Annotated in this window: 12 protein-coding genes; 7 read left to right on the forward strand and 5 right to left on the reverse strand. The window is 63.6% G+C overall.

Annotated features, from left to right (window positions below):
- Nucleotides 1–31: 31 nt before the first annotated feature.
- The 4 genes from tatA to JLZ96_RS10180 are packed head-to-tail and all read left to right on the forward strand — an operon-like array spanning nucleotide 32 to nucleotide 2,566.
- Nucleotides 32–238, forward strand: coding sequence for a twin-arginine translocase TatA/TatE family subunit (gene tatA, locus JLZ96_RS10165; RefSeq protein ID WP_032366957.1), 207 nt, complete (start codon nucleotides 32–34; stop codon nucleotides 236–238).
- On the forward strand, nucleotides 235–1,014 hold the full coding sequence (tatC, locus tag JLZ96_RS10170; protein ID WP_201009988.1) for a twin-arginine translocase subunit TatC: 780 nt from the start codon (nucleotides 235–237) through the stop codon (nucleotides 1,012–1,014). Before tatA ends, tatC begins: the two co-directional genes overlap by 4 nt.
- Nucleotides 1,002–1,451, forward strand: a complete 450-nt coding sequence (locus JLZ96_RS10175) for a preprotein translocase (protein ID WP_201009989.1) — start codon at nucleotides 1,002–1,004, stop codon at nucleotides 1,449–1,451. Before tatC ends, JLZ96_RS10175 begins: the two co-directional genes overlap by 13 nt.
- Before the next feature lie 50 nt (nucleotides 1,452–1,501).
- Entirely contained in the window at nucleotides 1,502–2,566 is a 1,065-nt protein-coding gene (locus JLZ96_RS10180) for an isopenicillin N synthase family oxygenase (RefSeq protein WP_201009990.1), read from the forward strand.
- Between the two features lie 12 nt (nucleotides 2,567–2,578).
- Here the strand turns inward: JLZ96_RS10180 and JLZ96_RS10185 are convergent, their stop codons facing one another.
- From JLZ96_RS10185 to JLZ96_RS10200, 4 genes are all read right to left on the reverse strand, one after another.
- Entirely contained in the window at nucleotides 2,579–4,021 is a 1,443-nt protein-coding gene (locus JLZ96_RS10185) for a sugar transferase (protein ID WP_201009991.1), read from the reverse strand.
- A gap of 166 nt (nucleotides 4,022–4,187) precedes the next feature.
- Nucleotides 4,188–4,895, reverse strand: a complete 708-nt coding sequence (locus JLZ96_RS10190; RefSeq protein ID WP_201009992.1) for a GAF domain-containing protein — start codon at nucleotides 4,893–4,895, stop codon at nucleotides 4,188–4,190.
- A gap of 18 nt (nucleotides 4,896–4,913) precedes the next feature.
- On the reverse strand, nucleotides 4,914–6,401 hold the full coding sequence (locus JLZ96_RS10195; protein ID WP_201009993.1) for a condensation domain-containing protein: 1,488 nt from the start codon (nucleotides 6,399–6,401) through the stop codon (nucleotides 4,914–4,916).
- A 13-nt stretch (nucleotides 6,402–6,414) separates the two neighbouring features.
- Nucleotides 6,415–7,884, reverse strand: coding sequence for a condensation domain-containing protein (locus JLZ96_RS10200; protein ID WP_201009994.1), 1,470 nt, complete (start codon nucleotides 7,882–7,884; stop codon nucleotides 6,415–6,417).
- 679 nt (nucleotides 7,885–8,563) lie between these two features.
- Here JLZ96_RS10200 and JLZ96_RS10205 point away from each other — a divergent pair.
- The 3 genes from JLZ96_RS10205 to JLZ96_RS10215 all read left to right on the forward strand — a co-directional run bounded on the left by JLZ96_RS10205 (nucleotide 8,564) and on the right by JLZ96_RS10215 (nucleotide 11,427).
- On the forward strand, nucleotides 8,564–9,571 hold the full coding sequence (locus JLZ96_RS10205) for an ATP-binding cassette domain-containing protein (protein ID WP_201009995.1): 1,008 nt from the start codon (nucleotides 8,564–8,566) through the stop codon (nucleotides 9,569–9,571).
- Between the two features lie 44 nt (nucleotides 9,572–9,615).
- Nucleotides 9,616–10,422, forward strand: coding sequence for an ABC transporter permease (locus tag JLZ96_RS10210; RefSeq protein WP_048318110.1), 807 nt, complete (start codon nucleotides 9,616–9,618; stop codon nucleotides 10,420–10,422).
- Between the two features lie 63 nt (nucleotides 10,423–10,485).
- Nucleotides 10,486–11,427, forward strand: a complete 942-nt coding sequence (locus JLZ96_RS10215; protein ID WP_201010696.1) for a glycosyltransferase family 2 protein — start codon at nucleotides 10,486–10,488, stop codon at nucleotides 11,425–11,427.
- Here JLZ96_RS10215 and JLZ96_RS10220 read toward each other — a convergent pair.
- A complete protein-coding gene (locus JLZ96_RS10220) occupies nucleotides 11,419–12,699 on the reverse strand; it encodes a glycosyltransferase (protein ID WP_201009996.1) in 1,281 nt (426 codons plus the stop codon). The genes JLZ96_RS10215 and JLZ96_RS10220 overlap by 9 nt on opposite strands.
- Nucleotides 12,700–12,749: the final 50 nt, after the last annotated feature.

The following is a 12,749-nucleotide window of genomic DNA, read 5'->3' on the forward strand; positions in this document are numbered from 1 at the left end:
CTCCCCGACACTACCCACCGAAGGAAACATCATGTTGCACAACCTCACTGGATGGCACGCCCTCGTCGTTCTCGCCATCGTTCTGCTCGTGTTCGGATCGACCAAACTCCCCTCGCTCGCCAAGGGTGTGGGCCAGTCGATGCGCATTCTCAAAGACGAAGTGCGTGAGGACAAAGCGAAGACATCGGCGACGCCCGACGACGTCTCGGTCCCGGTTCCGTACCGACACGCCTCATGACCGCAGCCACCGCCGTGCGGGGTGCGATGCCCCTTGCCGGGCACATGCGCGAGGCACGTCGCCGTGCGATCCGTGCGGCGGTGTCGCTGCTCGTCGGCGTCGTGATCGGCTTCGCAACCTCCGATCGGATTCTCGACATCCTCCGCGGCCCCGTCGAGGAACTGGCGCTGTCCCGCCAGGCCAGCCTCAACTTCGAGACCGTCACGGGCGCATTCGATCTCCAGCTGCGGATCGCACTGTTCACCGGCGTCATCGTGTCGAGTCCAGTGTGGTTGCGGGAGATCTTCGCTTATCTCACTCCAGGATTGACCCGTCGCGAGAAGAAGTACGTTCTCGGTTTCTCCGCGGCTGCCACCCCACTGTTCGTCGCCGGCTGCGCATTCGGGTTCACCATTTTCCCTCGTATGGTGAGCGTGCTCGCGGGCTTCTCCTCCGACGAGGACAGCACCATCCTCAACGCGTCGTACTACGTGGATTTCGTCATGAAGATCGTGTTGGCAACCGGTATCGCCTTCGTCCTGCCGGCAGTGTTGGTCATGCTGAACTGCCTCGGCATCGTCTCCGCGCACAGGCTGCGCAGCAGTTGGCGTGTCAGCGTGGTGGCGATCGCCCTGTTCAGCGCTCTGGTCACCCCCGCGGCAGACGTGCTGTCCATGTTCCTCGTCGCGCTGCCGATGGTCACCCTGTTCGGCGCGGCTCTCGCGATCACCGAGATACACGACAGACGATCGTCCAGACGTGCCACTGCACAGGAGAATTCATCATGTTCGGCCTGACATTCGAGAAATTGTTCCTCGTCGCGATCATTGCGGGGTTCGTCCTCGGCCCGCAGAGACTGCCCGGCTACGCCCACCGACTCGGACGGGCGGTGCGCACGCTGCGGCACTTCGTTGACAGCACCCGCAGCACAGCGGCGGCCGAGATGGGCGTCCCGCTGCGCCGCAGCGAGTGGGAGTCGTTGGACCTCAGACAGTACGATCCACGCCGCATCGTCGCCGACGCACTGCGAGAGAACGACGCTCTGCGAGAGAACGATACGGCGACGCCGACCAATCCAGATCTGGTCGCAGAGGCCGCCCGAGTGCGACCCGGTCAGAAGTATCTGATCACCGGACCGTCGTCGCATCCGCGTCGCGTGCTCATCGAGTCACTGCCCGAGAACGATCCACGCCGGATCGCTGCCGAGGCATCGACGCGCGAAAGTGCGTGCTGAGGCGGTAAATTGTCGGCTCAGCAGCCAGGACTCCAGGAGAGTGAACGCCGATGTCCGATCACCGTGCACACGAGTTCGAGATCCCCACGATCGACATCGGTCCCTTCGCCTCGGGCAGTACGGCCGATGCGGCAGCCCGAGGTCGTGTGGTGGCCGAGATCGACGACGCCTGCACCCGTTCCGGGTTCATGCAGATCGTCGGGCACGGCATCGGAGACGATGTACTCGACGGCCTGGCGCGGTCCATCGACTCGTTCTTCGCGCTGCCGCTTGCGACCAAGAACGAGTACCGGATACCCGACGCGAATCGTGGATACAGCCCGCCCAAGAGCGAATCATTGAGCCTCAGTGTGGGAGTCGAGTCTGCGTCGCAGATGAACGACTTCTTCGAGGCGTTCAATGTGGGGGTCGAAGCGCGGTCCTTCGACTCCCTCGATCTGGACGAGTCGGATTACGGGATCAACGTGTGGCCCGACGAGGTGCCTGATTTCCAACGCGACGTCGAACGGTATTTCGCCGAGGCGTCTCGGGTCGCCCGCACTCTCACCGGAATCTTCGCTGCGGCACTCGAGCTACCGGTCGACTTTTTCGACACGCTCACCGACCACTCGATCGACGTGCTGCGGATGAACAACTACGCCCTGCCCGAGGGCATGGCCACCCTCGACGGTGACCTCACCGGGATGGGCGAGCACACCGATTTCGGGATCGTGACGGTGTTGTGGGCCGACCAGGTGGCCGGTCTTCAGGTGCTGGGTACCGACCGCGTGTGGCACGACGTCACTCCTCGGGACGGCGCTCTGTTGGTGAACCTGGGAGACCTCACTGCGCGATTGACCAACGACCGGTGGCTGTCCACTCTGCATCGCGTCAAGCCACCCGTCGTCGACGGCACGATCGTGCGTCGGCGGTCGGCAGCGTTCTTCCACGACGGCAACGTCGACGCGGTGATCTCCACCTTGCCGTCGCACCTCGACGCGGATTCCGGCCTGGCCTACGAGCCGGTGTCGGTACGCGATCACATCGCCGCCAAGCTCGCCGGATCACGGCAGGGCAAGGCGAATGTCGGCGCGGTCCGCGAGGCCGCACGCGTACGCGCGGCGGAAGGCCGATGACGGACGCGTCGGTCAGTCTTCCGACCTCTTCAGCACGGCGATGCACGTCAGAAAGACAATCTTGATGTCGAGCCGGAGGGACCAGTTCTCGATGTAGTAGTTGTCCCATTCCGCACGATCCGCGATGGGGGTCTGACCGCGTAGTCCGTTCACCTGAGCCCATCCGGTGAGACCTGCTTTGACGCGATGTCGCTCGCCGTAGCGTCTGATCTGCGCTGCGAACAGGTCGACGTACTCCGGCCGCTCGGGACGGGGGCCGACCAGGCTCATGTCGCCGCGCAGCACATTGATGAGCTGCGGCAGCTCGTCGAGCGAGGTCTGCCGCATGATCTTGCCGATCCGGGTGCGTCGATCCACGCCTTCCACACCGCCGGGTGCCGCTCCCTCGGTCCGGACGAAGTCTGCATCGGAGTCACGTGGTGGCCGCATGGATCGGAACTTCAAGCAGTCGAACGGAACTCCGTCTCGGCCGATTCGTTCTTGCGCGAAAAAGATGGGCCCGGGGGAACTCGCCCGTACCAGCACGGTGAGCACGAGGAACACCGGCGACAGCAGCAGCAGAGCCAGCCCCGCAGCGACCCGGTCCAGTGCACCCTTGAGGACGAACTGCCACCCCCTCGGGTCGACGTGCCGCAACACCATCAGGGGCAGCCCGCCCAGATGCTCTATGCGCGCGTGCATTCCGACGGTGTCGAACATGCGGGGTACGAGCCAGACGCGGGCACCGGCATGCTGTGCCGCACGGATCGCGTCGACTATTTGTTCGTGCGGAGCCGACGCGAACGCGATCACCACCTCTTCCACCCGATGCGCTCGGAGTATTCGAGTCAGGTCGGTGAGCGGTCCCAGATACGAAAGCCCCTGTTGCACAGAGGGGTCGACGTCGGGCGAGGAGTCGACTGTCCCGACGAGATCCATCCCGTATTCAGAGGACTGCTTCATTCTGCGCGCCAGTTGCTCTGTGACGGGACCACTACCGACGATGACAGTCGGTGCACTCGCATGGTGTTTCGCGCGAAGCCAGCGCTGCCCCCATGCCCGTGCCAGGCACGCGATCGCGAGCGCAACAGCTGCGCACAGCCACACACGGACCATGACCGCACCTGGGCGATAGGGAGTCTCGATGGCCAGTATGAAAGCGAGCGTGATCAGGGTCGCGAAAGCGACGGCGGATTGAACCGGGCCGATTTCATCGATGAAGTTTCGTCGAAGCCCACGTCGGTAGAGCTTTCTCGACGCGAGCAGCACCAGGACCGTGGGCACGAACAACCATGGGTACCACCCCAACGCAGAGACGCTACCGGAGCGCCACTGGACGCCTTCGGCTACGCCGATGGCGGCGGCGAGCGCGTCGAAAAGAACGGTGAGGATCGTACGAACAGAGTTGCTCCGTATTCGATCCGATACGTTCCTCCCGAAGCGGGCTTTCACTGACTGCGGTGTCGATATCGTCATCGTCGATCCGCGCGAGTTCGACTCGATATCCGGTCCTTCCAAGTTTCATGTCCTCAGAGCGGTGACGCCGTTCGGCAGTCGACATTTCGTACACCGAAGACATATCACCCTTCACCTTCGTCCGGCGTGCAACGCAAGCATTGTCACTGTCGAAACAGGGCCGCTGTCAACGAATTCGCTGTTGAATGAGCCAGGCGATGTCTTCGAGGGTCTTCACGTGGCCCGACGTCCATTTACGTGGTCGGTAGTCCCACACATCCAGCATTCCGACGGTGAACCCAGCGTCGGACTTGATCGGCGCTGCCATATAGGCGATCAGATCCGCAGTCGCGTGATCCCTCAATAGCGCGTGCTCTCGAATGTCCTGCGCCACCAGCGTTTCGCCGGTTTCCACCACGACACGGCATGCCGACCGTTCCACCGCTACGGTCTGTGGCTGCGCTGCCGTTCCCGATGTTCCGACGCTGGCTTTGATGAATTGTGTGTGATCGTCGACGAACGAGATCGACGCACCCTGTGCTCCCATGGCTCGCAATGTCATCCGGGCCAGTTTGTCGAACTGCTCGTCACGAGGACTGCCGATCATGCCGGTAGCTCGTACCGCGGCGAGACGGTCGACGTCGCCGATCTGCAAGTACGTCTGCGGAAGTGACGTCGAATCGGGATCGGACAACTCGATGTTCTCGTACTCGAAACTACGGGCGTCCGCGAGCACGGCGGCCACTTCCGGTGAAGACTCTCGTTCGAGTTCGGTGACGAGCCGAGTGATGATTGCCCGACGTGCGTAGGTGTTGAGGGACTCGCCGGCCCTGTCGGCATGGTGCGTCAACAGCCTGTTGATTCGATCTCCGAATCCGGTTTTTCCCAAGTCCACCTATCGGACGGTAGTTCACTACGCGCTGTTGCGCGTACCTACCGGCCGATCGAAATAACGGCATGATCGGTCCGTTGTCGGAGAAATCGCCCGATCTCCGGTTCGAGCCACCCGGTCGATCACCGCGGCGAGATGCTCGAAATACCGTCGCACCTGATATTGCGCAAACGGGGCATCCGGGGTTTGGCTACCGAGATACACGCTGTCGTGATCACGATTGATCCAGAGCGACGCATTGCCCGTGCGTCCCTCGCCGGTAAAGATGACGCCACGATCGTAGGCGTCGTCTCCGCAGCCGGGAAACCATCGGAAGTCTATGTACGAGAGCATATTCGGCGCAGTGACCACTGCCTCGGGTGACGCGCCTGCAGCCATCATGGCTGCCATTGCAGCTCCTACCGGCACCGTCGCGAGCTTCTTGGCGCGTTCGTAGCCGACGTTGGCACGCGGGACGAGTTCGCTGAAGGTCGATGCCCCGGACACGGCGAATTCCACCGGCGCGAACGAGCAGATCCACCCTTGGTCGGCCGCATAGGTGGGAAGCATTGCACGGCAATCGAACACGGTCATGCCGTAGTAGTTGTCGACTCCGCCGAGTTCGTGGTCGGTGATCGCCAGGGCCGCGTAGAGTCCGGCGAGAAACCGTCCGCCCACGGCTTTGCAGGCGCGGTCGAAGCCGGCGATGCCTGCCCTGTCGAGCAGTGGCAGCTCGATCGGTTTCACCGGTGCGGTCTCGCCCGGTGCCAGTCCGAGGTCGAGGGCGAACCTGGGCATCTGCAGGTCGTTTCGAGTGAACGTGTCTTTCCACGCCGCGAACTCGTCGGTGCCGGCGACATGTGTAACGGCGAGTGTCGCTTCGATCTGCGCGTACTCGGCGAACCCACCTGAGGCGGACTCGGCCACCGGCGTCGACGTGTCCTCGGGGTCGGCAATAGCTCGGCGATACAAGCCGACGATCTCGGTCAGTGCCAAGGCCTGGGAGGAGCCGTCGCTCAGGGCGTGGTCGGCACCGAAGAAGATCGAGAAGTCGTCCTCGCGGACGATCGCGCCGAACGCGAAGCCGGGGTACGAGTCGCTACGGGTCTCCGCACCCAACCGGGCCCGGATGTGATCGTGAACGTCCGCGGCATTCGTCAGCCGCGATCCGACGGTGGCCTCGAATTCCACCGCGTCCGCCGGCAGCGAGCGGCTCACCACCGTGCCGCCTTCGACGTCGAACCACATGCGAAGGATCGAATGACGCGCGACGAACTGCGTGAGGGCGCTGGTCATCGCCGCTTCGTTCAGCACCCCGTCGAGAGTGGTTCCCGAACCGATGTACGACAGGTGAGGTCGGCCGTTCAGGGCCGCAGCGTGGGCACCACGAACGTGGTTCTCGGCCAGAAACGTCAGGCCTCCGAATGTCGGCGAGGCATGGGCGGTTCTGGCGACCGAGTCGACGGTCGGATGCCATTCGATCGTGGTGCCGGGAGCCGAGTGCCACGAATCGAGCGCGGTGATCTTCACTGTTTCCCTCTCGTCAGGCGATGTGCACGTCGGCCGCACCTACGGAATCGAGACCGACGGAGTCGACACCGACAGGGGCGCCGATTCCGGCGTCGATCACCTCGAACATGGTCTCGAACGTGGAGACGACGAGGTCCGTCACGGCCGCTGTCGCGGCGTCGTCCGCCGGATGCCGTGCCGAGACCGTGATGCCCTCGGCGGTCCTGGCCACCCAGATGTAGACCTCGGATTCCGACCTGGCGGCACTGCGCAACGTCTGTGCCCGCCTCGCGGTCCAGTCCGCGGCTCCGGCGACGAAACGAAGATCGAGGTAGGAGACGACGAATTGCGGTTCGGCCACCGTGCCCAGCAGTTCAGCTACGCGGGGAAAGGGAACCCGAGAGAGCTTCTTGGCCGCGGAGATACCGGTGGCAGCGGCGCTCAATGCGTCGGCGAAGGTGCGCGCGTGTCGAACGTCGATTTCGAGCGGCCCGATGCCCACGTACCAGCCGACCGACTCCAGGAATCTGGCCTCGTCACGGGTGTGGAGAGGCATCACCAGTCTGAGAGTCGGCTCCCCGGTCAGTCGGCGATGGGCCAGTGCCATCGCCGCCATCACCGCGGTCTGCGTCGTGTGGCCCGCAGCGCGGCATACCGAGTTCACCGCTGCGACTTGTTCCCCGCCGGCCACTTGCAACGCCCACCCCCGCTGGACTGCGTCCGCCGGGGGCGAGAAGTTGGTCCGCGAACGCGTCGCGGCGACCGACGACAGTGCGGGGAACCCTCCGGTCGCGGCGAGGAATTGCCGCCATCGCTCGACCGTGTCGTGCACTACCGTCACTTCGTTACCCATGGTGCGGCTTCGCACGCTGAAGTCGACGTGGCTGCCGATATCGGACATCTCGACGGACTGGCTGCGCAACTCGGCGTCGTACAGCCTGGACAGCTCACCGATCGACAACAGCATCGAGTACGCGTCCATGACCGAGTGATCGGCGGCGAACAGAAGGAGAAACCGATCCTCTCCGACATCGGGCGCGTCCGAGATGGTGACGACCATGCAATGTGGCCATCGCAGTGGCGAAAGTTCGCCGTCGAACATGTCGGTCAGTGTGGTCCCGACGGCGTCCGCGTCGATCCAGCCGAGGTCGGTCGAACCGAAACGGAGGCGGTCGGGTGCGCACGTCCTTCGGACGAGATGTTGATTTCCTGCGCCGTCTTCCGCGATCGTTGCAGTCGTTCGGAACACTTCGTGGCGGCGGTGCCACGCCAACAGAGCTCGGTTCATCGCCGCCGTGTCGAGATGACCGGTTACTTCGAATACAGCTCCGAGCCATGAGCTTTCCGCTCTTCCGGAAGCAGCTCGACGTACATACGTTTCGTGGTCGTACGCGAGAGGACGATCGTCGGGATCCCAGCGGAACGTGCCGGAGTCGGCCTGCGGAGAGAACTTGGTAACTCTCCCACCAGGGAGTTGATAATCAGCGATTTCGGTGAATTTCACTGCTCGACACCTGCTTTCCGGCGACGCGCTGTCCGTTGGGAAAGCGTCGGAGTATCACTTCGTCAATAGCGTTGCGCGCGTGCGGATCCGATAACTTCGTTGTGGACACTACATGCCTCACACGATGGTTCTGCACCGCACATTCGGACCCTGTGGTCCGAATCCTGCTTATTGTCAACAGCATCGACGACATCAGCAGAGGCGGTGCACACATCGAGCATCGACCCCAGGAGCTGCCACGTCCAGTGGAGTGCGAGTGGACTTCGTCACTGCCGGAGATACGGTCCGATCATGTCACAATCGGGCGATCACTGCTGCCCGGCGAGGGACGCGACTCCCCGCGGATATTGCGATTTCTCAACGTAACCAGCATGTTTCGGAGATGTAAAGCCCCCGATGGGGCCACGTCCGAACAGCGGTTCCTCTGCCGGACGACCCCACCTCACTGCCAGTAGTCGAGCGATCAACCGTTACGAACGATGCACGGATGCAACACTTCTCCCCGTGCAGCGCCGATGCCGATCTGTTGCACCGCCTCGTTCGCGCCTATAACGTTCGACCGACAAAGCCACAGGTGCCAACACCGAACCGAGGTGCGACGACCACACCACATCACTGCCCGCCGGAAGACGAGGTACCACCACTCGTCCACCGTCGGTCACAGCACGGGAGTAGGCGAATGACGGATTCCGAATTAGCCATCGCTGCATCAGGTTTGACTCGTCGTTACGGGTCGACCGTCGCCGTGGACCGCGTCGACCTCGAGGTTCCTGTCGGCGGAGTGTTCGCCGTGCTCGGTACCAATGGTGCGGGTAAGACGACCACAGTGCGGATGCTCGCAACACTGGAGCGACCCGACTCCGGCTCGGCCACAGTATTCGGCCACGACGTGCGCACCTCGGCTGGAATCGTGCGGTCGATGATCGGTGTGACAGGGCAGTACGCATCGGTCGACGAAGATCTCACTGCCGAGGAGAACCTCCTCATCTTTGCCCGACTCGTCGGCGCATCACGGCGTCGCGCCCGTGCCCGCGCGGCCGAATTGTTGGACGAGTTCGGACTGGGCTATGCCGCACGTAGACAGGTTCGTGGGTTCTCCGGTGGTATGCGCAGACGCCTCGACCTCGCCGCCTCGATGATCACGCGCCCACGCCTGCTCTTTCTCGACGAGCCGACCACCGGGCTCGACCCCCGCACCCGCGCACAGATGTGGGACACCGTGCGAGCCATGGTGGCAGCCGGGTCGACAGTGCTGCTGACCACTCAATATCTGGACGAGGCCGACGCGTTGGCAGACCGTGTCGCGGTCATGGATCGCGGCAAGGTGGTTGCGAACGGGACTGTGGACGAACTCAAGGCCAAGGTGGGCGGCAGCTCTGTGAAACTCACGCTGCTCGATTCGACGCAGGCGATTGCCGCGGCACGAACGTGCGCGGCCTTCTCGCCGCTCGAGGTCACCGTCGAAGACGACGGGAACATCGTGTCGGTGCCCATGCCGGACATCGAGCGTCTCCCGGAGATGCTCCTGGCGCTGCGGTCCATGCAGATCTCGGCGAGCGCGGTCAACGTGGCTCGGCCGACGCTCGACGACGTGTTCTTCGAGTTGACCGACGCATCGCCCCGCGTTCTGGACAGTGTCCCGAGCATCACCGGCGCGGGAACGACGAGCAAGGAGCCCGCCGCGTGAACACGACGACGTCGACGGACGGGCTCGCCCGTCGAGAGCGCGGTATCACCCACACCGCGCCCCCGGTCAGCGATACTCCTCGCAACGCGCAACCATTTTCTGCCGCACTCGCACAGTCGATGACCATGACGTTTCGGGGGCTGCTGAAGATCAAGCACAATCCCCAGCAGATGTTCGACGTCATCGTCCTACCGATCGTCTTCACGGTGATGTTCTCGACCATCTTCGGCGGGGCCATCGTCGGCGATGTCGACAACTACTTGCCGCTGCTGATTCCCGGGGTGCTCGTGCAGGTCGCCGTGGCTGCGTCGGTGGTCACCGGCGTGCAGCTTCGAGAAGATCTCGACAAGGGGGTCTTCGACAGGTTCAAGTCGCTGCCCATCGCCCGTATCGCGCCTCTCGCAGGCGCGTTGTCGGCCAACGCCTTTCGATACGTCGTGGCGACGGTGATCACTGTCGGAGTCGGAGTCGCGATGGGCTACCGTCCGAACGACCCCGCCGGCCTCGCACTGGCATGTCTGCTGGTCGTTACCGTCGCGTTCACGTTGAGCTGGATCTTCGCTCTGGTGGGAGTGTTGCTGGACAAGGCGTCCACGGTGCAGGGAGTATCGATGCTCGTTCTGATGCCCATCACCTTCGTCTCCAACGCTCTGGTCCCCATCGACACCATGCCCGCGTGGATGCGCACGATCGCAGGTGCCAACCCGGTCTCCCACCTGGTGTCGGCGGTACGCGGACTCGCCGATGGCACCGACGCGGGGCTTCAGGTGGCGTACACACTCATCGGCGCGGCCGTGGTCCTGGCCGTATTCGTCCCGGTCACTCTGCGCGTCTACATGGCCAAGACCTGAAGTCGTTCCACACGAGAGGGTTTCACGATGGGCTTGGACAGACCGACCGAAGCGACAGGAGTGATGGTGAGCGAGTCGAGCACGATGGAAGAGGGCACCGAACCGACCATGGATCTCCTCGCCGAGAGCACAGCTCCGACGCTGTCGGTGGTGGTACCGGCATTCGACGAGGAGGACACGATCGCGGCCTGCCTCGAACGCCTGACGGCGCAAGCCGACTGCATCGACGAGATCGTCGTGGTGGACAACAACTCGACCGACCGGACCGCCGATATAGTGCGGGATCTTGCCCGGCGTCACACCACGATTCGGTTGATACACGAGGCCGAGCAGGGCCTGGTGTACGCACGCAACGCCGGAATGGATGCGGCTACCGGCGATCTCATTGCTCGTATCGACTCCGACACGATGGTCGGCGACGACTGGTCGCGGACCATCGTCGACTTTTTCACCGCCGATCTCGACCACAAATGGTCCGCTCTGTGCGGTCGCGGTGAGGCCTACGACGTGCCGATGTCGGGACGATTCGACAAGTGGAAGATCAAGTTGCATCCGCTCGGAGACCGCGGCCCCTCCGACGAGGTCAAGGAGATCCCCGTCCTGTACGGCTCCAACATGGTCGTGCGGCGAGAGGTGTGGAATCGGATACGTACCCGAGTGAGCATGCGGCGGGACATATTCGAGGACGTCGACATGGGGTTGTGCATCCTGGACGACGGTGGTCGCAACGCCTTCCTCGCGTCGTTGACCGTGGGGGTATCGCCCCGGCGTATGCAGAGCAGCCTCCCGGAGTTCGTGCAGTACATGAGCTTTCTGCCCAGAACCTTTGCCCTGCATCGGAGGTTTTCTTATACAGCGGGTACCGCATTGATCTACGTGCCGGCACTCACGGTGTTGCACACCGGCCGATTGTTGATGCTCCGGCTCTACGATTCCGAAACGGGGCAGCTCGACCCGAGACGACTGCTGCAGCGCACCTCGACACCCACGCGCGCGCTACCGTGAGCCGCTCGCGACCCGCTCGACCAGATCGACGGCGTGGGACACAGCGATCGACGGGGCAATCAATCTGTCACGCAATTGCGTTGCAGTAACTCGCCTTTGCGGAGACAGGGCATCACGCAGCACATCGGTGAGGCGCGACGGAGTCACCCGGGACAGAGGAAGTGAGGAACCGACATGTGCGGAGGCAACAGCTCGCCCCCAGATGGGCTGATCCGCACCGATCCAGGTGACGGCAGTGGGCAACCCCGCGCGCAGCGAGGCCGCGACCGAGCCGGCACCGCCGTGATGGATCGCAGCACGGCATCGAGGCAGAACGGCATCGTGGTCGATGTGCTTCACCACTCGCACTCGACTTCCGAGTTCGCCTGCATTGCCGAGGAAGTCGCTCCACCCACCGGCTACCAGCAACCGCACTCCCAACTGGTCCGCAGCGGCCACGATCGCCTCGCCGAGTCGGTCGGGATTTTTCGGAAGCATGCTCCCGAAGCCGACGTAGACCGGCGCGTCCGCGGCGGCGATCCACTCCGAGAGGTCGTCGTCTGTGCTGACGTCGCCCACCCCCTCCCGAGCCGACGCAGGCAAACCGAGAAAGCCCACCAACGGTCGTCGGTCACCCCATTCGGAGACCAGACCCGGAAACAGAGCGGGGTCGTACGCCTGTATCTCGGGGATCCCGGTCGCGGCGATCGCGGTTGCGAACGGAGTTCGCATGGGCCCCAGTCCCAATTCGGAACGCAGGTCGTTCTCCGCTCGCTTCGACGCCTTCCACAACAGCCACTCCACCACCGTCCAACTTGCCGACGCGAGCGGGCCGGACACATCGACACCCGCCTGCGACAGCAGGGACGTAGTGGAGTTTCGCCGGATCGGGCACAGGTGCAGGGGCACGTGAGGAATTCCTCTCACCTGCGAAACATTATGCGCTCGTTCCTGTCCCGCACTGGTCGAGATGATCGCGTCGGCACCTTCGCTGGCGTCGAGCAACGCCTGCTGCATCTGTCGGCCACCGCGAACGGTGATCTCGGTGGCGGCAGCCAGCCTGGCGCGCGGATCGGCAGACTTCAGCCGGGTGCGGACTGCATCGGACTCGAGCACCGCGCGAGTGCTGTCTCCGTACACGGACGTGGACAACCCTGCACCGGTACCGAACTCCTGCATGTTCGGCGGAGCGAGCAAGACGACGTCGTGCCCACGCGAACGCAGCTCGAGACCTACGGCGACTGCCGGTTGAACATCGCCGCGGCTTCCATTGGCTGCCAGAACGAACTTCATGCGCATCCCTTCGTTCCCCGGTGCTCGGTGAGCCCGATCAGTCTAAGCGA

Source organism: Rhodococcus sp. NKCM2511 (assembly GCF_014905595.1).
Taxonomy (GTDB): Bacteria; Actinomycetota; Actinomycetes; order Mycobacteriales; family Mycobacteriaceae; genus Rhodococcoides; species Rhodococcoides fascians.

Bases quoted from the DNA above. Each gene is read 5' to 3' on its own strand.
- tatA (WP_032366957.1), top strand. From the start codon at position 32: ATGTTGCACAACCTCACTGGATGGCACGCCCTCGTCGTTCTCGCCATC.
- tatC (WP_201009988.1), top strand. From the start codon at position 235: ATGACCGCAGCCACCGCCGTGCGGGGTGCGATGCCCCTTGCCGGGCAC.
- JLZ96_RS10175 (WP_201009989.1), top strand. From the start codon at position 1,002: ATGTTCGGCCTGACATTCGAGAAATTGTTCCTCGTCGCGATCATTGCG.
- JLZ96_RS10180 (WP_201009990.1), top strand. From the start codon at position 1,502: ATGTCCGATCACCGTGCACACGAGTTCGAGATCCCCACGATCGACATC.
- JLZ96_RS10185 (WP_201009991.1), bottom strand. From the start codon at position 4,021: ATGACGATATCGACACCGCAGTCAGTGAAAGCCCGCTTCGGGAGGAAC.
- JLZ96_RS10205 (WP_201009995.1), top strand. From the start codon at position 8,564: ATGACGGATTCCGAATTAGCCATCGCTGCATCAGGTTTGACTCGTCGT.
- JLZ96_RS10215 (WP_201010696.1), top strand. From the start codon at position 10,486: ATGGTGAGCGAGTCGAGCACGATGGAAGAGGGCACCGAACCGACCATG.
- JLZ96_RS10220 (WP_201009996.1), bottom strand. From the start codon at position 12,699: ATGAAGTTCGTTCTGGCAGCCAATGGAAGCCGCGGCGATGTTCAACCG.